Raw genomic sequence first — 24,908 nt, 5'->3', positions numbered from 1 at the left:
TCGTGACCCAGCTGCCCAGCCACGTCGACATCCGCGAGGTCGGACCGCGCGACGGCCTGCAGATCGAGGCCCCGATCAGCACCGCGGGCAAGATCCGGCTGCTGCAGGCGCTGGTCGCCACCGGGGTACGGCGGATCGAGGCGACCGCCTTCGTCTCACCGCGGGCCGTCCCGGCCATGGCCGACGCCGAGCGGATCGCCGAGTACGTCGGCACCGTCCCCGGCGTCGACTGGTCCGGCCTGGTCGCCTCCCCGAACGGGGCGACGCGGGCGATCGGCAGCGGGCTGCGCACGATCGAGTACGTGGTGTCCGCGGCCGACGGGCACAGTTGGGCCAACGCCCGGCGCTCCACACAGGACGCGGTGGACGCGGTCGCCGAGGTGGCCCGGATCGTGCACGACGCCGGGGGCCGGCTGGAGGTGATCATCGCGACCGCCTGGGACTGCCCGTTCGACGGGCCGACCGACCCGCAGCGCACCGCGGGCATCGCCGCGCGGGCCCTGGAGCTGGGCGCCGACCAGCTGTGCTTCGGCGACACCATCGGCACCGCCACTCCGGCGCGGGTGCGGCGGTTGCTCGACGCCGTCCGGGCGGCCATCGGTGGCCCGGGTGACGGGGGCGCCGACCCGGTGGCGCTGGGCGCCCATTTCCACAACACCCGGGGCACCGGCATCGCCAGCGCGTTCGCCGCGGTGCAGGCCGGGATCAGGCAGCTCGACGCCTCGGTCGGCGGGCTGGGCGGCTGCCCGTTCGCGCCCGGGGCCAGCGGCAACATCGCCACCGAAGAGCTGGTGTACCTGCTCGACGACGCGGGCATCAGCACCGGGGTGGACCTGGACGCGGTGCTGGCCGCCGCCGCGGTGGCCCGGGAGCTGGTCGGACATCCGTTGGAGAGCAACCTGTTCCGGGCCGGCGGGCGCAACCGGCCGCGGCCGGCGCCGGCCGACGATCGCTGAGGCGGGCACTGTCGGACGGGGTGGCTAGCGTCACCGCCATGCTCGCCCACCTGGAACGCACCCGGACCGCCTACGACACCGTCGCCGTCGACTACGCGCGGACGCTCGAGGGATTGATGGCCGACAGCCCGGCCGACCAGGCCGTGCTCGCCGACTTCGCCGCGGCGGTCCGCTCCGACGGGCAGGCTCAGGTCAGTGGTCAGGTGGTGGACGTCGGCTGCGGACCCGGGCGGATCACCATCCACCTGCACGAGCTCGGGCTGCCGGTGCGGGGCATCGACCTGTCGCCGGCCATGGTCGCCGAGGCCCGCCGGCGGTACCCGCACCTGGACTTCCAGGTCGGCTGCCTGACCGAACTGGACCTGCCCGACGCCTCGGTGGCCGGGCTGGTCGCCTGGTACTCGATCATCCACCTGCCGCCGGGCGAGCGGCCGGCTGCCTTCGCCGAATTCGGCCGGGTCCTGCGGCCCGGTGGCCGGCTGCAGTTTGCCTTCCAGGTCGGCGACGGCCCGGTCGAGATCGAACAGGCCTACGGCCACCGGGTGTCGGCGACGGCCTACCGGCTCGACCCGGACCACATCGAGCAGCTGCTTCGGGCCGCCGGCTTCACCGTGCTGACCCGGCAGGTGCGTGGCCCGATCGAGCCGGAGACAACGCCGCAGGCCTACCTGCTCGCGGGCCGATGATCCCGGCCATCCGTCCGAACCGGGCGATCGGTGCGAGGATGCCCGGATGGTCGAGCAGGTCGAACCGGTCGTCGCCGACCTGGGCCTGCGGGCGTCCGGCCGGCGGTTGGACCTGGGCGGTGACGTTCGGCCGCGCCAGGCCGAGTGGATCGACGTCGCCGGCCGGCCCCGGCTGGTCGTCGACGGCTCCGACGACATCACCCGGCTGTGGGACCCCCTGTCCCCGGACCCGCCGGTCCGGTTGGCCGGGGCCTACCTGGGCGCCGGTCCGTGGACCGTGACCCGCGACGCCACCGTGCTGGCCACCGCCGGCCCCGGCGGGGCCGTGGCGCTGTGGGACGCGCGCTCGGGCGAGCGCATCACCGAGCTGCACGGTCACCGCCAGCCGCCCGAGTGGGGCGCACCGGGTTTCCTCAACGGCGCCGCGGTCCTGGCTACCGGCGGCCGCTCGCATACCACCGTCCGGGTGTGGGCGCCGGAAACCGGCGTCCAGGTGGCCGAGCTGCCGGCCGCCCGAACGGCGTGGGTGGCCTGGTCGGTGCTGGACGGGGTGAGCGTGCTGGCCATCGGCCGCCCCGACGGCGGGGTGCAGCTCTGGGACCCGATGACCGGGCAGGGCCGGGGTGAACTCACCGGGCCGCCCGCCGGCCCGGTCGCGGATCCCGCCGCTCCGGGACCCGCGACCCCCGCGTCGGCTGCGACCGTGGCGACCGGGGCGACCTCGGCGGCCCGGGCCGACCGGGAACCGGCGGACCCGGGGGCGTCGCGACCGGCCGGCTGGGGATGCTGGGGCGTGCTGGCCGGGACGGCGGTGCTGGCCGTCGGCGGCGGCGCGGAGCAGGGCGTGCGGCTGTGGGACCCCGGCTCCGGCGGCCGGATGAGCGTGCTGGCCGGCCATCTCGGCGCGGTCAGCTGGGCGGGCTGGTCCGTGGCCGGCGATCGATCCGTCCTGGCCACGGGGGTCGGCGGGGACGGCGCGGTCTGGGTGTGGGACCCCCAGGACGATCGCCTGACCCGGCTGACCGGGCACACCGGCCCCGTGCGGTGGGGCGCGTTCGGCGTCGTCGACGGCCACCCGGTGCTGGCCACCGGCGGCGACGACCACAGCGTTCGGCTCTGGGATCCGGCCGGGGACGGATCCGCGCTGGCCGTGGTGACCGGTCATCGGGGGAGCGTGCACGGGGGCCGTTGGGGCACGGTGGACGGCCGGCCCACCGTGGCCACGTGGTCGGCCGACGGCAGCGTGCGCCTGTGGGAACTCACCCGGCGCGAGCCCGTCCCGCGGGTGCCCGGGTACCGCTCGGACGCGCACGGGGCCGGCGACCAGCTCGATCGGCAGCGGGAGGCCCTCGCCCTGGCCGACATCATCACCGCCCGCTCGGCCGCGCCGCCGCTGGCGATCGGCATCTTCGGACGATGGGGCGAGGGCAAGAGCAAGTTCCTGGCCATGATCCGGGACGAGGTCGCCCAGCGGGCCCGGTTGGCCGGCCGCACCGACCCCATCTCGCACGGGGCGGTCCGCCAGGTCAGCTTCAACGCCTGGCACTACGCGGAGACCGACCTGTGGGCCAGCCTGGTCGCGGAGCTGTTCGGCCAGCTGGCGGATCCGACCTCGGAGCAGGAGCAGCGTCAGCGATCCCGGCTGACCAGCGAACTGATCGATGCCCGAGGTCTGCAGGTGCAGCTCGCGGCGGCGCAGGCCCGGCTGGCGGAGATCCGGCGGATCCGGCAGGCCACCGTGGCGGCGGTCTGGGACCGGCTGCCCGACGGGACCCGGGCCAAGGCGCAGGCTCAGTTCGGCAAGGGCCCGGCCGACCTGTCCGCCGATTTCGCCGGCGTGGCCGGCGGGGCTCGGCGGCAGTGGTTGCTGGCCCGGGCCTGGATCGGCCAGGTGCCCGCCTGGGCCTGGCTGGTCGCGGCCGTCGGGGTGGTCGCCTTCGTCGCCGCGCTGCTGTGGCTGCCCGACCTGGTCGAATGGGCGAGCACGGTGCCCCTGGTCGTGGCCGTCGGCACCCTGCTCGCCGGACTGGGGGCCGCCTGGCGCCGCTCGGAGCCGATCCGCACGAAGCTGGTGACGACCTGGGACCAGGCCAAGGACTGGCTCGACCGGCAGGGGGCCGGGCTGGCCACCTCCGAGGCGGTCGCCCAGGCCGAGGTCGAGCAGCTGACCGGGCAGTTGCAGAGCCTGACCGCGGCCGGCCAACTGTCCGGATTCGCCACCGACCGGGCCGGCCACGGCAGCTACCGGGAACGGCTGGGCGTGATGACCGAGATCCGCCGGGACTTCGAGCACATGGCCGAGCTGCTGCAGCGGGCCCAGCTCGACGGGGCGGCCGGGCCGGACACCGACGCGGTCGGCGACGAGCTGCCGGCCATCGACCGCATCGTGGTCTACATCGACGACCTCGACCGGTGCCCGCCCGACCGGGTGGTCAGCGTGCTGGAGGCGATCCACCTGCTGCTGGCGGTGCCGCTGTTCGTGGTGGTCGTGGCGGTGGACCCGCGCTGGCTGCTGCGCTCGCTGGAATCGCACTACCGGGACCTGCTGACCGACGACGGCGAGCCCGGTGACCTGGACCGCGACCCCTGGTCCAGCACCCCGGCCCAGTACCTGGAGAAGATCTTCCAGATCGTGCTGACCCTGCCGTCGATGACCACCACCGGCTACCGCCAGCTGATGGACGACCTGGTCGGCGTGCGGGGCGCGCCGGTCACCGCCACCGTGACCGACACCCTCGGTATCACCGATTCGCTCGAGGTGCGGGCGACCGGGCCGGCCGAGGGCATCAATCCGAACCTGCCCGCGCCGCCGCCCACCTGGTGGCACCCGGCGGCCGAGACGTTCCGCCGGCCCCAGCTCAGCGTGGTCCAGCGCATCGACCCGCTCGCCCTGACCGCGGACGAGTTCCGGCTGATCGGCCTGTTCGGCCCGCCGCTGATCGGCTCGCCGCGGGCGGTCAAACGGTTCGCCAACAGCTACGGGCTGCTGGTCGCGCTGGAGACGGCGGCCGCCCAGGGCAACGCGCGGACCAGCCTGCAACCGGTGTCCGACGCGGACTCCCCGGATGGCCGCTCCTACGGCTACCGCGCAGCCATGACGCTGCTGGCCACGGTGATCGCGTTTCCGATGCTCGGCCCGGCTGGAGCGTGCACCTGCATTCCATGGCCGCGAAGAACCCGCTCGACCGCTGGAGCGAGGTCCTGGCCGGGCTCGTCCCGGTCGAGCGCGACGGCAGGTGGCGCAATGCGGTCGAGTCCGGCCTCGACGCCGATCGCGCCGACCAGTGGCGCCGGCTGGTCCAGGCGCTGCAGCAGGCCCGGGCCCGGGCCCGGGAGGCCGGCCTCCCGCTGCCCGAGCGGCTGGCGGTCTGGCAGCCGTGGATCGTGCCGGTCGGCCGGCTGTCCTTCCCGACCGGCTCCGCGGTCAGCGCGCTGGGCCACTGACCCGAGCCCGGATCCCGGGGCCGGTATCAGCCCTTCCCGGTGCCGGCGAACGGCCGGAACCGGTCCGCGGAGGAGGACGATTCGCCCTCGGGCACCAGGCTGAACGCGCCCTCCTCCTCCTGGGTGTTGTGCAACCGCAGGACGGCGTAGAGCCCGTACAGCAGGCGCCGGAGCTCGATGACGTCCTCCGGCGGTACCGCGGTGGCGTCCTCCAGAGTCGGGTCACCGGACGGGCCGCCGGGCAGGCCGTCCAGCAGGCGGCGCAGGCGCGACACCTGGTGCTCGATCTCGGCGTGCGTGCGGCTCAGCGACGCCGTCGCATCCGGACCCAGGGCCCGACCGACCAGCGGGACCAGCAGGTCCTCGTCGGCCCGCTCGTGCGGGAGCACCTCGTCCTCCAGCTGCCCGGCCAGGGTCCGCACCGGGTCCAGGTCCGGGTGCTGGGTGGACAGGGCGTCGGCCACCGTGCGGATCTGCTCGACGACCGGCTTGACCGCGTCGTGCTCGGTGCGCAGCCGGGCCGCGGTGGCCACGTCGGCGTCCGGCATCGGCACCGTGTGCCGGCGACCGGGCAGCACCGCGAGCAGGGCGATGCCGATGGCCAGCAGGTCGATCACCTCCTGGGTGATGGCGCCCGCGGCCGGCGGCAGCAGGCCGATCGCCGCGATCACCATGGCCACCAGCGAGAGCCCCATCCCGACCAGCACGGCCAGCAGGGCGATGCGCCGGCTCCGCCGGGCGATCAGGATGGCGTCGGCGAGCACGCCGACCCGGTCCACGGTCAGCACCACATCGGCCGTCTCCGACGAGGCCGAGGCGCCGCGGGCGGCCAGGGCGACGCCGACTCCGGCCGCGGCCAGCGCCGGCGCGTCGTTGATCCCGTCACCGACCATGATCGTCGCCCCGCCGGCCGACTCCTGTTCGACGATGCCGAGTTTGGCGGCCGGGTCGCGGTCGGCCAGCACCTCGTCGACCCCGACGATGCGCCCGATCATCTCGGCGACGTCGGCCCGGTCGCCGGTCACCAGCATCACCCGGGTGATCCCGGCCCGGCGCAGCCCGCGGATCATCCGCGGTGCGTCCGGCCGCACCTCGTCCTGCAGCAGGAAGGCCCCGGCCGGCCGGCCGTCGATCGCGACGAAGACGGTCAGCGAACCGTCCAGGTCGGCGCGGCGGCGCAGCTGACGAACCCAGGCCGGGTCCGCGTCGCCGACCACCCAGGACGCCTTGCCCAGCGCGACCAGGCGGCCGTCCACCCGGCCCTGCAGGCCGTAGCCGTGCTCCTCCCGAACCTGCGTCGGCAGCTCCAGGGCCAGCCCGCGGCCGGTGCCGGCCGTGACGATGGCGCTGGCCAGGACGTGCGGCGAGACCTGGTCCAGCGAGGCGGCCAGCCGGAGCACCTCGTCGGCGTCCCACTCCGGCCCGGCCAGCACGAGATCGGTGACCTGCGGCCGGCCACGGGTCAGGGTGCCGGTCTTGTCGAACAGCAGCACGGTGCCCTTGGCCAGCCGTTCGAGTGCCCCGCCGCCCTTGATGATCACGCCCAGCCGGGCCGCCCGGGACAGGCCGGACATGAACGCGATCGGCGCGGCCAGCAGCAGCGGGCACGGGGTGGCGACCACGAGCACGGCGACGGCCAGCACCGGATCGCCACTGACCAGCCAGGCCGCGCCGGCCAGGAGCAGGGTCAGCGGCACGAACAGGATGGCGAACCGGTCGGCTACCCGGACGAACGGCGCCGAGGACGCCTTGGCCTGCTCGACCAGCCGGACGACGCCCGCGTAGGTCGAGTGCGCGGCCGTCTCGGTGGTCAGCACGTCCGCCGGCGCACCCACGTTGACCACACCGCTGCGGATGTCCTCGCCGGCGGCCCGGTGCACCGGCAGCGGCTCCCCGGTCAGGGCCGACTCGTCGAACACCCCGGCGGACAGCAGCCGGCCATCGACCGCGACGATCTCCCCGGTGCCGACCAGCAGCCGATCGCCCACGGCCACCTCGTCCACCGGGATCTGGTCGATCTGCCCGCCGACGTCGCGCCGCGCGGTTCGCGGCGCCCGCTCGATGAGCAGGCTCAGCTCGCGGCGGGCCCGCGCGGCGGCCCGGGCCTCCAACAACTGACCGCTGGCCAGCATCACGCTGATCATGGCGCCGGCGAACGGTTCGCCGACGGCCAGCGCGCCGGCCAGGGCCAGCACGGCGATCACGTCGACGCTCAACCGGCCGCCGCGGATGGCCACCACCAGCTGGGCCACCGCGGCGACCAGGCCGAGCAGGGTGCCGGCCACCCACAGGGCCCTGGCCGCCGCATCGGCCCCGGCCAGAGCGGCGGCGCCGCCCGCCGCCAGCAGCGCAGTGGCCGCGACGAACAGGGCCTGTTCATGGTTGCGCCGCCACCAGTTCACCGTCGGCCGTCCCTTCCCGGCGCCGGGCGTGGGGCCGCCCTCCGCCCGACCCCCAGTCAAGGCGGTGCCGGGATCAGGTGGCAGGGGCGAAAGTCCCCGCCGCCGATGTTGGCCGGCCCTGCGGTCCCGGGCGGGTCCGCGGATCCGTACCGTGTCCGTTGTCCCACCCGGTCTGTCTGCCGCCGGGTCGGCCCACCGGCCGACGGGCGGGGACACGTCGAAAGCGAGCACCGTCAGTGACTGTCTGGTCGACCCACTCGTCCGCTGCACTCGGCTCAGCTGCCCTCGACTCGGTCGGGCTCACCGGGGTGGCCGCGCGGGCGCTGGCCACCCTGCCCACGGATCAGCTGACCGCCCGCGCGCGCGAGATCCGGGACGCGTCGTTCGGCACCCGGATCACGTTCTCGCCCAAGGTGTTCCTGCCGCTGACCAGGCTGTGCGCGGATCGCTGCGGGTACTGCACGTTCGCCACCGCGCCGCGCCACCTGCCGCACGCCTACCTCACCCCGGACGAGGTGCTGGCCGTCGCCGGGCAGGGTGCCACCCACGGCTGCGCCGAGGCCCTGTTCACCCTGGGGGAGGGGCCCGAGCGCCGGTACCCGCAGGCCCGGGAGTGGCTCGACGAGCACGGCTACACCTCGACGGTGGACTACCTGGTGGCGATGGCCGGCCGGGTGCTGGGCGAGACCGGCCTGTTGCCGCACGCCAACGCCGGCGCCATCTCGGCGCCGGAGCTGGCTCGGCTGCGGACGGTCGCCCCCAGCCAGGGGATGATGATCGAATCGCTGCGGCCCGACCTGGCCGCCCACCGCGGCGCTCCGGACAAGACCCCGGAACGTCGGCTGGCCACCCTGCGGGCCGCCGGCGAGCTGGCCATCCCGTTCACCACCGGCATCCTGGTCGGCATCGGGGAGACCGAGGCCGACCGGATCGAGGCCCTGCTGGCCATCGCCGACGTGCATCGCGAGTTCGGGCACATCCAGGAAGTGATCGTGCAGAACTTCCTGCCCAAACCGGGCACGGCGATGCGGGACGAGCCGCCGTGCCCGCCGCTGGAGCACCTGCGGGCGATCGCGCTGGCCCGGCTGATCCTGCCGCCGGATGTGCATCTGCAGGCCCCGCCGAACCTGACCGACACCGAGCAGCTGGGCGAGCTGCTGGCCGCCGGCCTCGACGACTGGGGCGGGGTGTCCCCGGTGACCGCCGACCACGTCAATCCCGAACGCCCGTGGCCGGCCCTGCACACCCTGCGGTCGGCGACCGAGGACGCCGGCCACACGCTGGCCCCGCGGATGACGATCTACCCGGAGTTCGCGCTCGATCCGCAACGGTGGCTGGACCCGGCGACCCGGTTCCCGGTGCTCGACCGGTCCGACGCGCAGGGCCTGGGCCGGGACGACCCGGGCGCGGTGTGGCCGGAGAAGCACGGCGCCGCGGCCAACGTCGGCACCGGTGCCGAGGTGATTCAGATCGGCCGCCGGTCCACCGCCTGGTACTCGGGGGCGGACGTGGCGCCGCCGGTGCTGATCCCGGGGCCGGCGTTCGCCCGCGGCCGGGTCGCCGAGGTGCTCGACGGGGCCCGGGCCGGGCAGGAGCTGGGCGAGGCCGAGATCGTCGCCCTGTTCGGGGCCCGGGGCCCGGAGGTCGCCGCGGTCGCCGAGCTGGCCGACGAGCTGCGCCGCGAGCTGGTCGGCGACGAGGTCACCTACGTGATCAACCGGAACATCAACTACACCAACGTGTGCACGTTCCGGTGCACGTTCTGCGGGTTCTCCAAGGGGCCGCTCTCGCTCAACCTGCGGGGCAAGCCGTACCTGCTCTCGCTGGAGGACATCGCGCAGCGCTCCCGGGAGGCGGTCGACCTCGGGGCCACCGAGGTCTGCCTGCAGGGCGGCATCCACCCGCACTTCGACGGCAACTTCTACGTCGACGTCGCCCAGGCAGTGCACGACGCGGTGCCCGACCTGCACATCCACGGCTTCACCGCGCTGGAGGTGCACGAGGGGGCCAAGCGGCTGGGCGAGCCGCTGACCGACTACCTGCGCCGGCTGCAGGCCGCCGGCCTGAAAACCCTGCCGGGCACCGCCGCGGAGATCCTGGACGACGAGATCCGGCGGGTCATCTGCCCGGACAAGATCACCACCGACGAGTGGCTCGAGGTGCACCGGGCCGCGCACTCGGTCGGCCTGCGCAGCAACGTCACCATCATGTTCGGCTCGGTCGAGCAGCCGCAGCACTGGGCCCGGCACCTGCTGCGGACCCGGGCGCTGCAGCGGGAGACCGGCGGGTTCACCGAGTTCGTGCCGCTGCCGTTCGTGCACATGGCCGCCCCGATCTACCTCAAGCGGGGGGCCCGGCGCGGGCCGACCTGGCGCGAGGCGGTCCTGATGCACGCGGTCGGCCGCATCGTCTACGCCGGCACCATCGACAACATCCAGGCGTCCTGGGTCAAGCAGGGTCCGATCGGCGCCCGCCAGTTGCTGCGGGCCGGCGTGAACGACCTGGGCGGCACGCTGATGGAGGAGAACATCTCCCGGGCCGCCGGGGCCAGCCACGGCCAGGGCCTGGACGCCGCCGGGCTGCGCGCGCTGGCCGCGGCCGAGGGCCGGCCGGCCGTGCAACGGACCACCTTGTACGGGCGCGTCCCCGCCGGCCTGGCCACTGCCGCCGGATCGGTGACCGCCGCGCCGCAGGACTCGGCGCCGGTCTCGGCCTGAGCGGACCGGGGAGCCGCCGGGTGGTCTCGATCACCCGGTGGCGCGGGTCTTGACCGTGTGTCGGGGCGGCCCGTAGCCTGGTCGAAACGATTCGATCGAATCGTTTCGACCGATGGGTCCGCGCGCGTCGCCGCCCGGCCCGACACCACCCGTGAGACGCAGGGAACCATGTCCGATCCGAGTGCTCCGGCCGTCGCCGGGGCCGCCCCCGCACTGACCCGCCAGCAGGTGGTCGCCTGGCGCAACGCGCTGTTCGTGATCTTCGCGCTGTGCGGGGTCGCGCTGGCCAGCTGGGTCGCCCGTACCCCGGCGATCCGGGATGCCGTCGGCGCCTCGACCTGGCAGATGGGCCTGATCGTCTTCGGGCTGGCCGGCGGGTCCATGGTCGGCCTGGTCCTGTCCAGCCACATCCTGGCCCGGTTCGGGCCGATCGCCACCATCCGGGCCACCATGATCGTGTCCGCGGTCGGCATCGTCATCGCCGGCATCGGCGGCAGCCTGGCCTCCATTCCGGTGGTCACCGCCGGCCTGGTCGTCTTCGGGCTCGGCACCAGCACCTGCGACGTGTCGATGAACGTCGACGGCGCGGCCAACGAGCGGGCGCTGGGCCGCACCGTCATGCCCATCTACCACGCCATGTTCAGCGCCGGCACCATCGTCGGCGCGGCCGGCGGCGCGCTGGCCGAGCACCTCGGCGTGCCCGTCGTCGCGCACCTGTCGGTGGTCGCCGGGCTGATGATCGGCGCGGTGCTGGTGGCCGTGCGCTTCCTGCAGCCCGACCCGGCCCTGTCCGCCGCGCAGGAGACCGACCAGGCCCAGGAGAAGGGGGACTGGCGGTCCCGGCTGACCGTGTGGCGCGACCGCCGCACCCTGCTGATCGGGCTGATCGTGCTGGGCATGGCCTTCGCCGAGGGGTCGGCCAACGACTGGCTGGCCCTGGCCATGGTCGACGGCCACGGCGTGGACAACGCCACCGGCGCCCTGGTGTTCGGCATCTTCGTCACCGCGATGACCATCGGCCGGGTCGGCGGCGTGCTGGTGCTCGACCGGTTCGGTCGGGTGCCGGTGCTGCGGGTCTCGGCCGTGCTGGCCGGCGTCGGCCTGGCCACCATGATCTTCGCGCCCAATCCCTGGTTGGCCGCCGCGGGCGTCGTCTCCTGGGGCCTGGGTTCCGCGCTCGGCTTCCCGGTCGGCATGTCCGCGGCCGCCGACGACCCGAAGACGGCCGCCGCCCGGGTCAGCGCCGTGGCCACCATCGGTTACCTGGCCTTCCTGGTCGGGCCCCCGCTGGTCGGTTTCGTCGGCCAGCAGGTCGGACTGCTCAACGCCCTGCTGATCGTGCTCGCCCTGATCGCGGTCGCCGGCATCGTCTCGCCGGCCGCCCGGGAGCCGCGGCGACCGGCCGCGGTGCTCGCCCGGTCCGAGAAGGGCGCCGACCGCCCCGCGACCTGACGGGCCGGACCGGGCGCCCGGCCGCCCGCCGGGTCGTCCCGTGGGTGGCGCCGGTCCGGGCTACCGTGGTCCGATGCGCAACGACCCCACCCGGCGGGAACCGCGGGCCCCGGCGGTGGCCGTCTGGACCCTGTTCGGAGTCCTGGTCGGCGTGGCCGGCGGCATCCTGTTCGGCTCGTTCCTGCTGCCGGTCGTCGTGGGCACCGGTCTTGGCCTGCTCTTCGGCCTGTTCACCACCCGGAAGATGCACCTGCCCGACGAGTGAGCCGGCCCGCCCCGGACACCCCGTCCGTTCACCGAAATGTCCTTGGGCGGCAAGGTGTTCCCGTACCATCGCGGCCGTGACCACGACGATCGAGATCCCCGGCCCGTTGCTGGACGCGGTGCGCCGCGCCGCGGCCGCCGACGGGACGTCGGTGCCGTCGGTCGTCGAGCAGGCCCTGCGCAACCTGATCCGGGAGCGGCTGATCCGGGCGAACGAGCCCGACGACCGGTCGGCGCTCGACCCGACGGCCGCTCGCCGGCCGTACGGGCGGATGCAGGAAGTGTTCGACAGCTACCTCTTCGAGGGCTTGGGCGGGCCGACCGGCGGCCACTGATCTGCCGGGTTCTCCCGGTCAGTGACCGACTGCGAACTTCAGGCCGACGACCACGATCCCGATGACCACGTTCAGGGTGATGGTGCGGACCACGGCCATCCCGGACAGGCTGGACCGGCGGACTGCCGCGTAGCCCCAGATCTGCTGCTCGACGATGGCCACCACCAGCGCGATCCAGGCGCCGTCGGTGGTGGTGATGTCCGGGAAAAAGGCCGCGGTGAGCGCGGCCAGCGCCGGCGGGATCGCCGCGAAGGCCACCGGCCATTCCTTGCGCAGGCCCTTGCGGATCGCGCCCAGCTCCCAGCCGCCGTGCACGTTGGCCACGGTGATCGCGTACACGTGGGCCAGCCAGAACACGACACCGCTGACCACCAGCAGCACCGACAGCCCGATCGCCGGCATCGGGCCGGCGCTGACGATCACCGTGCCGGCCACCACCGAGCCGTAGACGGCGGAGGTGAAGTCGGCCTGCCGCCGCCGGCCCGGGCCCGCGGGGCGCCGGGCCGCCCCCGGTTGCACCGCCGACATGATCAGCGCTTCGGGCGGGGCCGCCGCCGGGTCGGTGGTCTGAGGGGTGGTTCGCCGGTCCGCGGGACCGTCCGGGGTCGAAGGCGTCACCGCTCCATTGTCGCGTCCCCACGCGTGAGCGCCGCGCCAGGTCGCGGCGGACCACCCGGCCGGGGGGAGCGCGCGGCTATCCTGACCGGTGACATGCACGCCCTGTTCGGGCGTCCGGTGCAGGGGCAGACCCGAGTCCGGCCCGTCGCGCCGTGATCAGCACGGTGCCACCCCGAGCCCCGCGAAGGAGCAATGCTGTGTCCACCACCACCAGCACACTGTCCGACCTGAACCTGGTCGCCGACCGATCCGGTGACCTGGACTACAAGGTCGCCTCGATGGCCCTGGCCGATTTCGGCCGCAAGGAAATCACCCTGGCCGAGCACGAGATGCCCGGTCTGATGGCCCTGCGTCGCGAATACGCCGAGGTCCAGCCGCTGGCCGGGGCCCGGATCTCCGGCTCGCTGCACATGACCGTGCAGACCGCCGTGCTCATCGAGACCCTGGTCGAGCTCGGCGCCGACGTCCGCTGGGCGTCCTGCAACATCTTCTCCACCCAGGACCACGCCGCGGCCGCCGTCGTCGTCGGCAAGTACGGCACCGTCGAGGAGCCCAAGGGCACCCCGGTCTTCGCCTGGAAGGGCGAGACCCTGCCGGAGTACTGGTGGTGCACGGAGCAGATGCTGCGCTGGCCGGACGGTCAGGGCCCGAACATGATCCTGGACGACGGCGGCGACGCCACCCTGCTGGTGCACAAGGGGGTCGCCTACGAGAAGACCGGGGTGATCCCGTCGATCAACGAGGACGACCCGGAGTACTCCGAGGAGTACGCGGTCATCCTGGACTTCCTGCGCGCCTCGCTGGCCGCCGACCCGCAGTACTGGACGCGGACCGCGCCGTCGATCATCGGCGTCACCGAGGAGACCACCACCGGGGTCAACCGGCTCTACCAGCTGGCCGCGGCCGGCGAGCTGCTGTTCCCGGCGATCAACGTCAACGACTCGGTCACCAAGAGCAAGTTCGACAACAAGTACGGCATCCGGCACTCGCTGATCGACGGCATCAACCGCGGCACCGACGTGCTGATCGGCGGCAAGGTCGCGCTGGTCGCAGGCTACGGCGACGTCGGCAAGGGGGCGGCCGAGTCCCTGCGCGGCCAGGGCGCGCGGGTCGTCGTCGCCGAGATCGACCCGATCTGCGCGCTGCAGGCGCTGATGGACGGTTTCGAGGTCTCCACCGTCGACAAGGCCGTCGAGCGGGCCGACCTGATCATCACCACCACCGGCAACAAGGACATCATCACCGTCGCGCACATGAGCCGGATGAAGCACCAGGCGATCCTGGGCAACATCGGGCACTTCGACAACGAGATCGACATGGCCGGGCTGGCCCGGTCCGGGGCCTCGAAGATCGAGATCAAGCCGCAGGTCGACGAGTGGCGCTTCGCCGACGGTCACACGATCATCGTGCTGTCGGCCGGCCGGCTGCTGAACCTGGGCAACGCCACCGGGCACCCCTCGTTCGTGATGAGCACCTCGTTCTCCAACCAGGTCATCGCCCAGCTGGAGCTGTTCACCAAGCCGAACGAGTGGGACAAGGAGGTCTACCGCCTGCCCAAGCACCTGGACGAGAAGGTCGCCAAGATCCACGTCGAGGCGCTCGGCGGCGAGCTGACCAAGCTGTCCAAGGACCAGGCCGAGTACCTCGGCGTGGATGTCGAGGGGCCGTTCAAGCCGGAGCACTACCGGTACTGATCGTCGCGCCCGCCCGTCCACTTGCCCCCACGCACCGCCGACAGAATCGTGGCGGTGCGTGGGGCAAGTCGGGCTGGTTCGGGCGGTGACGTGCGGCCTACTGGGCCAGGATGGCGGCCTTCTGGCCGTCGAACTCGGCGTCGGTGAGCACCCCGGCGGCCCGCAGATCGCCCAGCTGCTGGAGCTGGGCGAGCTTGGTGGCCATGTCCACCCGGGCGGCCGGCGGTCGCGCGGCCGGGGCCTGCCCGGGGGCCGGATACCCGCTGGCGGTGTGCTCGGTGGCGAACTGCGGCCGGCCGTACTCCGCGGGCGGTGCCGGCGCCGGCGCAGCGGCAACCGGGGGCGGCGGGGGTGGCGGCGCCTGGGGCACCGCATTCTGCGCGGCCCACTTCTGCTGCTGGCGGCGTTGCACCCGACCGTGCACCGAGCTGGCCACGGCCACCTTGGCGGCGGTCTTGAACAGGCCCATCACACACCGGCCTTCGCGGGTTCGGTGGCGTCCAGGGCCTCGTCCAGATCGGTCGGTTCCAGATGCCCGACCAGCGCCAACCGGCCGCCGGCGGCGTGCCACGCGGCCACCACCGGGATCAGCACCTGCTCCTCGTAGACCAGCACCGCGGCGACGCTGCCCACGCCGATCGAGTCGCCCAGAGTGGCCAGATCGGTGGTGTCGACCAGGCCGCTGGAGGCGCCGACGAACGGTGACAGGTCGACCCCGGGACCGACCGTGAGGTCAGCGACCTCGACCGGCACGACGGCGCCGTCCGCGGTCCGCCGGACGAACTCCAGATCGAGGATGCGAATGACGCCGGAGTCGGCCAGCTCGAGCAACTGGGCAAATCCGCTCCCGCTGACCACCCCGGCGGGGAACTCGACGACTGCGAACTCGACCGGGCCGAGCACATCCACCTCGGTCGCGCTCAACGCACGCCGAGCAGGTCGATGACGAAGATCAGCGTGCGCCCGGACAGCCGGTGCCCGCCACCAGCGGGACCGTAGGCCAGCTCCGGCGGGATGGTCAGCTGCCGGCGGCCGCCGACCTTCATCCCCGGGATGCCGTCCTGCCAGCCCTTGATCAGGCCGCGCAGCGGGAACTCGATGGACTCGCCCCGGTTCCAGGACGAGTCGAACTCGCTACCGGACTCGTAGTCGACTCCGAGGTAGTGCACCCGGACGGTGTCGCCGGGGTTGGCCTGCGCGCCGTCGCCGACGGTCAGATCGGCGATGACAAGTTCGGTGGGAGGCGGTCCTTCGGGAAACTCGACCTCGGGCTTGGTGGCATCAGTTCCAGACATGACAACCATCCAACACGAAGCTAGGCCACCCGGTGCACCGGGCAGCCGGGCGTGGCCGGGTGCGGGCCGGCCGCCACCGCTCGCCAGGCTTCGGGTTGGGCCTGGAACCGCGGCGTGCCGGGGTCGGCGTCGGCGGCGTAGTACCGGTGGAACACCGGGCTGGTCGACCCCGAGACCGGTGGTACCAGCCAGCTCCAGTCCCCGGGGGTCGACCGGCCCTGGTCGCGTTCGCGGTCCAGGTGCGTCATGAACTGGGCGGACGCGCTGTGGTGATCGACCATCCGCACACCGGCCGCCTTGAACGAGTGCAGCACCGCCACGTTCAGCTCGACCAGGGCCCGGTCGCGCCACAGGCTGATGCTGCTGCGGGTGTTCAGGCCCATCCGGCGGGCGATCGCCGGCAACTGGTCGTACCGGTCGACGTCGGCCAGGTTGCGGGCGGCGATCTCCGTGCTCATGTACCAGCCGTTGAACGGGGCGGCCGGGTAGAACAGGCCACCGGCCCGCAGGCCCAGGTTGCACACCATCGGCAGGGCGTGCCAGCGCAGGCCCAGCTCGGCGAACCAGGAGAACTCCGGGTGGGTGATCGGCACTTCCAGGACGGCGTCGGCCGGCAGCTCGAACAGCTGGGATCGGTGGTGCCCGACCTGGATGACCACCGGCAGGACGGTGAACGCGGTGCGCTGCGCCGGCCGCCAGCCCAGCTCGTGCAGCCGGTCGGTCAGCTCCAGCTGGGCCGGATCGCCGAGCACCGTCCCGTCCGGACGGCGCCAGCCGGCGTAGCGGATCAGCTGCGGATTCCAGATCCGCGCCGCCCGTCCGGTCTCGGCCGCCGCGAAGACCGTCATCACCGGACGGATCCGGCCGCCGTTGGTCGCCCACCGCAGATGCTCCACGCAGGCCTGGAAGACCTCTTCCGGCGTCTGCAGGTGCCGGCGGTCCAGCACCTGCAGGGTCTGCCAGGGCAGCCGGCCGATGCAGCGCGGGGTGGCCCGCCAGCCGATCCGGCCGGCCTGCTCCAGCTCGCTCGCGGTGTGCTCGTAGCGGCCGGTCGCGGCCAGCTCGGTGTTGATCTGCCGCAGCCGGCGGCCGTGCGCGACCTGGTCGATCAGCCCCTCCCGCAGCAGCAGCCCCTGGAACTCGGCCGCCTCGATCCAGCGTGCTGCCTGCATCGGAACCCCCTGGTCTGGACGCTGATCCTGCTGTCCAGAGCGTTCCTACGGCCGGATCCGGACAACGGTTCGCCGGTTCGGGCGGTTCGGGGTCAGCGCACCCCGCCCATCAGCCGCAGGATCGGCTTGGTGAACACCCACAGCACCGCGCCGACGACGATCGCGATGCAGCCCAGGATGCCGAAGTAGGGGACCTGGTCCTCGATCGTGTAGTACTGCGACAGCACGCCGGACATGGCCGTGCCCAGCGCGATCGACAGGAACAGCAGGGCCACCATCTGCGTCTCGAAGACCTTCGGCGCCAGCTTGGTGGACAGCGACAGGCTGATCGGGGAGATCAGCAGCTCGGCGTTGGTGAAGACGAAGATGACGCCGACCAGCCCGAGCAGGGGGGCACTGTTCGGAACGGTGCTGGCCATCGGGATGAACAGCAGGAACGCGATGCCCATGATGATGGTGCCCAGCGCGAACTTGACCGGGCTGGACGGTTGCCGGTTGCCCAGCTTGGTCCAGACCCCCGCGTAGACCAGCGACAGGATCATGATGAACACCGGGTTGATCGACTGCACCCAGCTCGCCGGCATCTCCCACCCGAACAGGTCCCGGTTCAGCTGCTGGTCGCTGTAGACCGCGAGCACGGTGAACTGCTGCTGGTAGAGCGACCAGAACACGGCACTGACCAGGAACAGCGGGATGAAGGCGATCACCCGCCGGCGCTCGACGGTGCTCACCTGCTTGCTGCCCAGGATGACCACGAAGTACGCGACGGCGGCGACGATGGTGATCGCCACCACCGCGCTGGAGAGGCGGTCCGCGGTCAGCACCCCGGTGAGCACGGCGAGCACGACCAGGGCCACCGCAGCCACCGCGGCCACGATGTAGCGGATCCGGCGCTCCGGCGGCAACGGATTGGGCACGTTGTTGGCGCTGGCCGGCAGTTTCCGGCGGCCGACGGCGTAGATGGCCAGCCCGATGGCCATGCCGATGGCCGCGACCAGGAACGCCCAGTGGAAGCCGAAGTCGACCTGCACCAGGCCGGTCAGCAGCGGGCCGGCGAAGGCCCCCAGGTTGATGCCGAAGTAGTAGATGGAGAAGCCCGCGTCCCGCCGCGGGTCGCTCGGCTCGTACAGGGTGCCGACCAGCGAGGTGCAGTTGGCCTTGACCCCGCCCGAACCGAAGGCGATCAACACCAGCCCGACGCCGACCCCCAGCAGGCCGGGCAGCGCGGACAGCGCGATGTGGCCCGACATCACCAGAATCGCCGCGTAGAACAGGGTGCGTTCGGCGCCCATGACCCGGTCGGCCAGCCAGGCACCCAGGATGGTGGACAGGTAGACCATGCCGCCGTAGGCGCCGACGATGCCGGTCGCGACGCCCTGGTCGATGCCCAGTCCGCCGTCGGCCGTCGAGTAGTACAAGTAATAGACCAGGATGATCTGCATCCCGTAGAACGAGAAGCGTTCCCACATCTCGACCGAGAACAGGGTGGCCAGCTGACGAGGCTGGCCCAGGAACGTCCGGCTATCCGCCGGCTTCGGTGTGGCGGTGGTCATGGCGACAGCGTCCCACCTGCGGCAACGGAGCGCATCGAGACTCGCGGGCGGCTCGGCCCGTAGGGTGCTCGCTCGTGGGACGACTGATCGTCATCGAGGGACTGGACGGTTCGGGCAAGCGCACGCTCACCCAGGCGCTGGCCGCCCGGTGGCAGGCCGACGGCCGGACGGTGGCGACCCTGGCGTTTCCCCGGTACGGGCTCGACGTGCACGCCGACCTGGTCCAGGACGCGTTGTACGGGCGCCTGGGCGATCTGTCCGACAGCATCTACGGACCGGCCGTGTTGTTCGCCCTGGACCGGCGGGCCGCGGCCGGGCAGATCCGGGACCTGCGGCAGGCGCACGACGTGCTGCTGCTGGACCGCTACGTCACCTCCAACGCCGCCTACGGCAGCGCCCGGCTGGGCGGTCCGGACCGGCCGACCGACTTCCCGGCCTGGGTGCGGGCCCTGGAGATCGATCGGTTCGGCGTGCCGGCGCCCGACCATCAGATCCTGCTGGCCACCTCGGTCGAGCTGGCCGGGCAACGCGCCCGGAACCGGGCCGATCAGGATCAGGACCGCGCCCTGGACCGGTTCGAGGCCGACGACGGCCTGCAGCGGCGGACCGCCGCGATGTACCGGCGGCTGGCCGAGCAGGACTATCTGTCGCCGTGGACGGTGCTCACCCCGGACTCCGACGGGTCGTTCAGCCTGCCGGCGGCGGTGGTGGGATGAGCCCGTCCGGGGGCTGATCGGGCCGCTGGCCGGGGCGCTGGTCGGGACCCGGCGCGCGGTCCTGCAAGCGGGCCCGGCGGTCGGACTCGGCCGCGATGCGCAGGGCGTAGTCCAGGTGCTCGGTGCGGATCCGGATGTCGATGTAGATCAGCGCGATGACCGCGCCGGTCCAGGCGCCGGTGAACGCGGCGACCACGGTGCCGATCAACTGGGTGATCAGCAGCGCGCTGACCGGATCGGACTGGCTGACCACGGAACTGAGCACGGTGGTGATGACCGTGCTGGTGAAGCCGGAGATGATGCCGGCGAGCAGGGTCACGCCCAGGATCCGGCCGCGGTGGCCCCGGCTGAGCTGGGCGCTGCGACGCATCGACTCGCCGATGCCGGCCCGCTCCATCACTGCGGCCGGCGCGGCCAGCACCAGGATCAGGTAGGCGATCACCCCCGGCACCACCAGCAGCATCAGCCCGAGCGAGCAGAGCACGCCGACGACGACGGCGACCCCCAGCAGGGCGCCCCACCGGCCGGCCATCCGCTGGGCCACCGCGCCCCGGCCGTCGCGGCCCTGGGCGAGCGAACCGGCCCCGGCCGCGGCCATCCCGGCCACGAGCACCCCGCCCACGGTGGAGACGACCAGCCCGGACAGGGCGGAGACGATGATGGCCGGCGGGATGCTGGAGCCGCCGTCGATGATGTCCTGCAGCCAGGTGGCCTCGGCGTAGGTGCGCAGGCTGCCGGCCAGGGCCAGCACGGCCAGGGTGGTGCCGTTGGACAGCAGCGCGGCCAGGAACGCGGCCAGGCACAGCGGGACCGCGCAGCGGCGGACCACGGTGACGGCCACCCCCAGCAGATCCCCGACGCCCAACGGGCGGAGCGGGATCGGTCCCGGCTGGTCCGCGGGCCAGCCGCCGGGGCGGCCGGACTCGGGTCGGGGGTATCCAGGAAAGCTCACCGGCCCATCGTCCCATGGGCGCCGCACGGTCCCGGGCGGTCTCGGGGCGTCCGGGGCGCCGTCCGGGCGTCCGGGGCGGTTCCGTCGAGCGCGCCCACCCCGGTCGATCTGTGAAGGGTGTCACCATGGGGGCATGAAAGCGCGCGTGCTGGTGGTCGACGATGACCCCGCCCTGGCCGAGATGTTGACCATCGTGCTGCGGGGGGAGGGCTTCGACACGGCCGTCGTGCGGGACGGGTCGAAGGCGGTGGACGCCTTCCGGGACGTGCACCCCGACCTGGTGCTGCTGGACCTGATGCTGCCCGGGGTGTCCGGGCTCGACGTCTGCAAGGAGATCCGGGCCGAGTCCGGCATCCCGATCATCATGTTGACGGCCAAGACCGACACGGTCGACGTCGTGCTCGGGCTGGAGTCGGGCGCCGACGACTACGTGATGAAGCCGTTCAAGCCCAAGGAGCTGACCGCCCGGATCCGGGCCCGGCTCCGGCGCGCCGACGTCGGCTCGGCCGAACGGCTGCGGGTGGCCGACGTGGACATCGATGTGCCCGGCCATCAGGTCACCCGGGACGGCGAACCGATCTCGCTGACCCCGCTGGAGTTCGACCTGCTGGTCGCGCTGGCCCGCAAGCCGCGCCAGGTGTTCACCCGTGAGGTGCTGCTGGAGAAGGTCTGGGGGTACCGGCACGCCGCGGACACCCGGCTGGTCAACGTGCACGTGCAGCGGCTGCGGTCCAAGATCGAAAAGGATCCCGAGCACCCGGAGGTGGTCGTCACCGTCCGCGGCGTCGGTTACCGGGCGGGTGCGGCGTAGCGGAGAGCAGGCAGCGGTGAGCACTGAGCCGGCTGCGGCGACCCCGTCGCCCGATGCGGCGGCCGCCGGGTCGGCGCAGGCGCCGGCCGACCCCACGGCGCCGCAGACGCACCGGTCGGTGGACTCCCGGCTGACCCGGCTGCGCGGGCAGGCGCGCCGCGGCCTGACCGCCGCCCGCTCCCGGATCGCCTTCTGGAGCCGGTCGCTGCTGGTCCGGGTGGTGGTGCTGACCCTGAGCCTGTCGGCGGTCGTGATGATCACCCTGGGCCTGATCCTGCAGCAGCAGATCACCGCCGGGCTGCTGCAGTCCAAGATCGACGCGGCCACCGTGGAGATCGACAACGCCCGGCAGACCGTGCAGAACAGCCTCTCCGGCGCGGATTCGGACCCGAATTCACTGCGCGAGCAACTGCAGCTGGCGCTGACCGAGATCGGCCGGGTCGACGGCTCCTCCGGGGCGCAGAACTCGACCGCCGGGGTGTTCGAGCCCGTCATCGTGCCTAGCCGGATCGGCTCGGACGCGGACCTGGCGGTGGCCCAGCCGCTCGCCGACGTGCCGGCCGAACTGCGGGCCCGGGTCTCCCAGGGCAACGTCTCCTACCAGTACACGACGATCCGCCGGGACGGTCAGGCCATCCCTGCCCTGGTGGTCGGCAGTCCCGCCCGGACCAGCACCGATTCGTTCGAGGTCTACCTGATCTTCCCGCTGGCCGGCGAACAGGGCACCGTGCAGGTGGTGCAGCGGACGCTGCTGGTCGGCGGCGTCGCCCTGGCCATCGCGCTGACCGGCATCTCCGCCCTGGTCGCCATGCAGGTGGTGCGACCGGTGCGCCGGGCCGCGGCGAGCGCGCGCAAGCTGGCGGCCGGCGACCTGGCCGAGCGGATGCCGGTCAAGGGACCGATCGAGCTGGAGACCCTGGCCAGCTCGTTCAACGGCATGGCCGAGGCGATCCGGGTGCAGATCCGGCAACTGGAGGAGTTCGGCAAGCTGCAGCGGCGGTTCACCTCCGACGTCTCGCACGAGCTGCGCACGCCGCTGACCACCGTCCGGATGGCCGCCGACATGCTCTACGACGGGCGGTCGGACTTCCCCGAGTACCTGGGCCGGTCCACCGAGCTGCTGGTCGACGAGCTGGACCGGTTCGAGTCGCTGCTCACCGACCTGCTGGAGATCAGCCGGTACGACGCCGGGATGGCCGAGCTGAGCGCGGAGACGATCGACATCCGGTCCTGCATCCACGCGAGCATCGCCGCGGCCGCGCCGCTGGCCGACCAGTTCGACGTCCAGATCGTCACCGTGTTGCCCGAGCACGCGGTGGTCGCCGAGCTCGACACCCGACGGGTCGACCGGATCCTGCGCAACCTGCTCAACAACGCCATCGACCACGCCGACGGCAAGCCGGTCGAGGTCGAGCTGGCCGCCGACCCGGACGTGCTGGCCATCACCGTGACCGACCACGGCGTCGGGCTGCGGCCGGGCGAGGCCGGGCTGGTGTTCAACCGGTTCTGGCGGGCCGACCCGTCCCGGCAACGACACACCGGCGGCACCGGCCTGGGGCTGGCCATCTCGCTGGAGGACGCCCGGCTGCACGGCGGCTGGCTGCAGGCCTCCGGCACGCCCGGGGAGGGGGCCCGCTTCCGGCTCACGCTGCCCCGCCAGCACGGCGGCCTGATCACCCACTCGCCGTTGGCCCTGCGCGCGGACGGGTCGGCGGCCGGCTCCGGCGCCACCCCGGACGAGGCCGCTCCGGTGCGGATGATGGTCGACGACGGAGCGCTCAAGCCGGCCCCGCGCGAGGACGAACTGCACCCGGCCTCGGTCCCGGTCGGCGGGGCCACCGCCGCGTTGATCAGCCCCGAGGTCGCCGCGGCCGAGGACCAGCCGGCCGCACCCGGCGCCCCCGGCCCCGCTGGGGGAGCGGGCGCGGCCAGCACCGACGCGGCCAGCCCGGTGGCCCGGTGATCGGCCCGTCGCCGGACCGTCGTCGCCGGCTCGCCGTTCTGCTCCTGCTGCTCTGCGGTGTCCTGGTCGCCGGCTGCACGGCGATCCCCGGATCGAGCGCGGCCGTCGACGTCACCCGGATCGCCGACCAGGTGGATCCGGTGGTGCCGGACGCGCCCACCCCGGGGGCCCAACCCGATCAGGTGGTCCGTGGCTTCATCGCGGCCAGCGCCCGGCCGGACGCCGACGGCGGCACCGGGTCGAGTTTCGCCGCCGCCCGCCAGTACCTCACCCCGGAGGCGCAGGCGGCCTGGCAGCCCAGCACCCAGCCGGTGGTGATCCTGGACGACAACTACCGCACCGAGGTGGACCAGGCCGCGTCCGGGGTGGTCACCGTGGCCGGCAACTCGCCCGGCGGCCTGGATGCCCAGCGCTCGTTCCACTCGGCCTCGAGTGCTTACGCGCGGGCCCTGCACCTGGTCAAGGTCGACGACCAGTGGCGGATCAGCGATCCGCCACCGGACCTGCTGCTGACCAGCGCGGACTTCCCGACCGCCTACCGCCAGCGGGTGCTGTACTTCCTGGACCAGTCGGGGTCGGTGGTCGTCCCCGACATCCGGCACATCGTGATCGGTCAGACCACCGCCAACCGGGCCAGCCGGCTGCTGGCGATGCTGCTGGACGGCCCGGCCGATGCCATCAACAATGCGGTGACCAGCAGCTTCACCGCCCGCTCCGGCCTGCGCTCGAACCCGTCGGTCGACCCGGACGGGGTGCTGCAGGTCGACTTCACCGGCGTGGACACCTCGACCACCGAGGCCCGGCGGGCCCTGGCCGCGCAGGTGGTGTGGACCCTGTCGCCGACCACGCCGCGGATCTCGATCAGCGTGGACGGGATACCGCTGGACCCGGCGCAGCCGGTGTACACGATCAACTCGGTGTCCTCGTTCGACCCGGACCGGCTGCCCGGCACCGGACAGGTGGCCTCCGATCCGTTCTACGTCAGCCCCGCCGGGGCGATCACCGGGCTGCTGGACGGCAAGGCGGTGGCCGGTCCGCTGGGCACCGGCAGCCCGACGGTGATCTCGGCGGCGGCCTCGGCGACCACCGGGGTGACCGCCGCGGTGGCCATCGACCCGGCCGGCGGGGAGCAACTGCTGCTCAGCTCGCCCGACCAGGTCGGGCGGGCCGATCCGGCGCTCAAGGCGGACACGCTCACCCAGCCCAGCCTGACCCGGGCCGGGGATGAGGCGTGGGTGGTCCAGAACGGGGCGAGCAAGCCCGAGGTGTACCGGGTGTCGACCTCCGGCACGCCGAGCCGGGAACGGGTGCGGGCCGACGAGCTCACCGGCAAGGGATCGGTGACCGCGTTGGCTCTGTCCCCGGACGGGGTGCGGATCGCGATCGTGGCCGGCGGACAGCTCTACGTCGGGGTGCTGACCCCGGCCCCGGCCGAGGGGGCCACGGCGCCGACCACGACCCCGGCGGCCGGCCGCAACGAGTCGAGCGGGCAGACGCCCCTGGAGATCTCCGGCCTGACCCCGCTGCGGACCTCGCTGCAGGACGTCGGGCCGGTCACCTTCGTCAACTCGCTGGAGCTGGTGGTGGCCGCCGCGACCACCGCGGACGGCTTCCGCAGCCTGTGGAACGTCAGCATCGACGGCTACGACGCGCGCAAGATCAGCGACAACGGCATCTTCGGCAACATCGACGGGCTGGCCGCCGCGGCCAGCGAGCCGATGCTGATCACCTTCGGTGGCCGGGTGTGGCAGCTGGAGGGAAGCCAGGCCGACGGCAAGTGGCAGTCACCGGTGTCCGGCCAACCCTTCCTCAACGGGTCCTCGCCGTTCTACCCGAGCTGAGCCGGGCCGGTCCCGGAGTGAGCGGTGGTGATGCGGG

Annotated in this window: 20 protein-coding genes; 12 read left to right on the top strand and 8 right to left on the bottom strand. The window is 73.2% G+C overall.

Annotation, left to right across the window (positions count from 1 at the left end; all coding sequences use genetic code 11):
• Nucleotides 1-2: 2 nt before the first annotated feature.
• From NAMU_RS21170 to NAMU_RS21160, 3 genes are read left to right on the top strand one after another with little or no spacing between them, the layout of a single operon-like run.
• A complete protein-coding gene (locus tag NAMU_RS21170; RefSeq protein WP_015749379.1) occupies nt 3-956 on the top strand; it encodes a hydroxymethylglutaryl-CoA lyase in 954 nt (317 codons plus the stop codon).
• Between the two features lie 38 nt (nt 957-994).
• Nucleotides 995-1,642 (top strand): class I SAM-dependent DNA methyltransferase, encoded by a 648-nt coding sequence (locus NAMU_RS21165; RefSeq protein WP_015749378.1) that lies wholly within the window; start codon nt 995-997, stop codon nt 1,640-1,642.
• Nucleotides 1,643-1,688: 46 nt separating this feature from the next.
• Nucleotides 1,689-5,189: a P-loop NTPase fold protein gene (locus NAMU_RS21160; protein WP_041369252.1), complete on the top strand. Its 3,501-nt coding sequence runs from the start codon at nt 1,689-1,691 to the stop codon at nt 5,187-5,189.
• Here NAMU_RS21160 and NAMU_RS21155 read toward each other — a convergent pair.
• A complete protein-coding gene (locus tag NAMU_RS21155) occupies nt 5,113-7,488 on the bottom strand; it encodes a heavy metal translocating P-type ATPase (RefSeq protein WP_015749377.1) in 2,376 nt (791 codons plus the stop codon). The two genes, NAMU_RS21160 and NAMU_RS21155, sit on opposite strands and share 77 nt — an antisense overlap.
• Nucleotides 7,489-7,724: 236 nt before the next feature.
• Between NAMU_RS21155 and NAMU_RS21150 the strand changes: the two genes are divergently transcribed.
• From NAMU_RS21150 to NAMU_RS21135, 4 genes are all read left to right on the top strand, one after another.
• Nucleotides 7,725-10,205 (top strand): bifunctional FO biosynthesis protein CofGH, encoded by a 2,481-nt coding sequence (locus NAMU_RS21150; protein ID WP_015749376.1) that lies wholly within the window; start codon nt 7,725-7,727, stop codon nt 10,203-10,205.
• 168 nt (nt 10,206-10,373) lie between these two features.
• On the top strand, nt 10,374-11,657 hold the full coding sequence (locus tag NAMU_RS21145; protein ID WP_015749375.1) for an MFS transporter: 1,284 nt from the start codon (nt 10,374-10,376) through the stop codon (nt 11,655-11,657).
• A 73-nt stretch (nt 11,658-11,730) separates the two neighbouring features.
• Nucleotides 11,731-11,922: a hypothetical protein gene (locus NAMU_RS21140; RefSeq protein WP_015749374.1), complete on the top strand. Its 192-nt coding sequence runs from the start codon at nt 11,731-11,733 to the stop codon at nt 11,920-11,922.
• A 76-nt stretch (nt 11,923-11,998) separates the two neighbouring features.
• Nucleotides 11,999-12,256 (top strand): hypothetical protein, encoded by a 258-nt coding sequence (locus NAMU_RS21135; RefSeq protein WP_015749373.1) that lies wholly within the window; start codon nt 11,999-12,001, stop codon nt 12,254-12,256.
• Between the two features lie 18 nt (nt 12,257-12,274).
• On the opposite strand, the gene NAMU_RS21130 is transcribed toward NAMU_RS21135, so the two are convergent.
• Nucleotides 12,275-12,874: a hypothetical protein gene (locus NAMU_RS21130; RefSeq protein ID WP_041369248.1), complete on the bottom strand. Its 600-nt coding sequence runs from the start codon at nt 12,872-12,874 to the stop codon at nt 12,275-12,277.
• A gap of 218 nt (nt 12,875-13,092) precedes the next feature.
• Here NAMU_RS21130 and ahcY point away from each other — a divergent pair, with 218 nt between their 5' ends.
• Complete coding sequence (ahcY, locus tag NAMU_RS21125) at nt 13,093-14,568, top strand: adenosylhomocysteinase (protein WP_041371214.1); 1,476 nt, start codon at nt 13,093-13,095, stop codon at nt 14,566-14,568.
• Nucleotides 14,569-14,665: 97 nt separating this feature from the next.
• On the opposite strand, the gene NAMU_RS21120 is transcribed toward ahcY, so the two are convergent.
• From NAMU_RS21120 to NAMU_RS21100, 5 genes are all read right to left on the bottom strand, one after another.
• Nucleotides 14,666-15,037: an SHOCT domain-containing protein gene (locus tag NAMU_RS21120; protein ID WP_015749370.1), complete on the bottom strand. Its 372-nt coding sequence runs from the start codon at nt 15,035-15,037 to the stop codon at nt 14,666-14,668.
• Nucleotides 15,037-15,492 (bottom strand): DUF6325 family protein, encoded by a 456-nt coding sequence (locus tag NAMU_RS21115; RefSeq protein ID WP_217180550.1) that lies wholly within the window; start codon nt 15,490-15,492, stop codon nt 15,037-15,039. The genes NAMU_RS21120 and NAMU_RS21115 overlap by 1 nt, the downstream gene beginning before the upstream one ends.
• The gene (locus tag NAMU_RS21110; RefSeq protein WP_015749368.1) at nt 15,489-15,863 is read right to left on the bottom strand and encodes an FKBP-type peptidyl-prolyl cis-trans isomerase; all 375 of its coding nucleotides are present in this window, start codon (nt 15,861-15,863) and stop codon (nt 15,489-15,491) included. The genes NAMU_RS21115 and NAMU_RS21110 overlap by 4 nt, the downstream gene beginning before the upstream one ends.
• A 20-nt stretch (nt 15,864-15,883) precedes the next feature.
• Entirely contained in the window at nt 15,884-17,035 is a 1,152-nt protein-coding gene (locus tag NAMU_RS21105) for a nitric oxide synthase oxygenase (protein ID WP_015749367.1), read from the bottom strand.
• A gap of 92 nt (nt 17,036-17,127) precedes the next feature.
• Nucleotides 17,128-18,588, bottom strand: coding sequence for a peptide MFS transporter (locus NAMU_RS21100; RefSeq protein WP_015749366.1), 1,461 nt, complete (start codon nt 18,586-18,588; stop codon nt 17,128-17,130).
• Between the two features lie 74 nt (nt 18,589-18,662).
• On the opposite strand from NAMU_RS21100, the gene NAMU_RS21095 reads away from it, so the two are divergent.
• Nucleotides 18,663-19,304 (top strand): dTMP kinase, encoded by a 642-nt coding sequence (locus NAMU_RS21095; protein WP_015749365.1) that lies wholly within the window; start codon nt 18,663-18,665, stop codon nt 19,302-19,304.
• Here NAMU_RS21095 and NAMU_RS21090 read toward each other — a convergent pair.
• Nucleotides 19,276-20,256 (bottom strand): hypothetical protein, encoded by a 981-nt coding sequence (locus NAMU_RS21090; protein ID WP_138180382.1) that lies wholly within the window; start codon nt 20,254-20,256, stop codon nt 19,276-19,278. The genes NAMU_RS21095 and NAMU_RS21090 overlap by 29 nt on opposite strands.
• Nucleotides 20,257-20,389: 133 nt before the next feature.
• On the opposite strand from NAMU_RS21090, the gene mtrA reads away from it, so the two are divergent.
• The 3 genes from mtrA to NAMU_RS21075 all read left to right on the top strand — a co-directional run bounded on the left by mtrA (nt 20,390) and on the right by NAMU_RS21075 (nt 24,871).
• A complete protein-coding gene (gene mtrA / locus NAMU_RS21085) occupies nt 20,390-21,067 on the top strand; it encodes an MtrAB system response regulator MtrA (RefSeq protein WP_015749363.1) in 678 nt (225 codons plus the stop codon).
• 118 nt (nt 21,068-21,185) lie between these two features.
• Nucleotides 21,186-23,030, top strand: a complete 1,845-nt coding sequence (mtrB, locus tag NAMU_RS21080) for an MtrAB system histidine kinase MtrB (protein ID WP_407669258.1) — start codon at nt 21,186-21,188, stop codon at nt 23,028-23,030.
• The gene (locus NAMU_RS21075) at nt 23,027-24,871 is read left to right on the top strand and encodes an LpqB family beta-propeller domain-containing protein (RefSeq protein WP_015749361.1); all 1,845 of its coding nucleotides are present in this window, start codon (nt 23,027-23,029) and stop codon (nt 24,869-24,871) included. The genes mtrB and NAMU_RS21075 overlap by 4 nt, the downstream gene beginning before the upstream one ends.
• The last annotated feature ends 37 nt before the right edge of the window (nt 24,872-24,908 follow it).

The organism is Nakamurella multipartita DSM 44233, from assembly GCF_000024365.1.
In the GTDB taxonomy this organism is placed as follows: Bacteria; Actinomycetota; Actinomycetes; order Mycobacteriales; family Nakamurellaceae; genus Nakamurella; species Nakamurella multipartita.
Note: the sequence above shows the minus strand (reverse complement) of the source record. Positions and strands in the feature narration are given on the sequence as shown.

What these genes read in the sequence shown, in the direction of transcription:
- NAMU_RS21160 (WP_041369252.1), top strand. Translation starts at nt 1,689, where the DNA reads ATGGTCGAGCAGGTCGAACCGGTCGTCGCCGACCTGGGCCTGCGGGCG.
- NAMU_RS21110 (WP_015749368.1), bottom strand. Translation starts at nt 15,863, where the DNA reads ATGTCTGGAACTGATGCCACCAAGCCCGAGGTCGAGTTTCCCGAAGGA.
- NAMU_RS21165 (WP_015749378.1), top strand. Translation starts at nt 995, where the DNA reads ATGCTCGCCCACCTGGAACGCACCCGGACCGCCTACGACACCGTCGCC.
- mtrA (WP_015749363.1), top strand. Translation starts at nt 20,390, where the DNA reads ATGAAAGCGCGCGTGCTGGTGGTCGACGATGACCCCGCCCTGGCCGAG.
- NAMU_RS21120 (WP_015749370.1), bottom strand. Translation starts at nt 15,037, where the DNA reads ATGGGCCTGTTCAAGACCGCCGCCAAGGTGGCCGTGGCCAGCTCGGTG.
- NAMU_RS21140 (WP_015749374.1), top strand. Translation starts at nt 11,731, where the DNA reads ATGCGCAACGACCCCACCCGGCGGGAACCGCGGGCCCCGGCGGTGGCC.
- NAMU_RS21100 (WP_015749366.1), bottom strand. Translation starts at nt 18,588, where the DNA reads ATGACCACCGCCACACCGAAGCCGGCGGATAGCCGGACGTTCCTGGGC.
- NAMU_RS21145 (WP_015749375.1), top strand. Translation starts at nt 10,374, where the DNA reads ATGTCCGATCCGAGTGCTCCGGCCGTCGCCGGGGCCGCCCCCGCACTG.
- NAMU_RS21105 (WP_015749367.1), bottom strand. Translation starts at nt 17,035, where the DNA reads ATGCAGGCAGCACGCTGGATCGAGGCGGCCGAGTTCCAGGGGCTGCTG.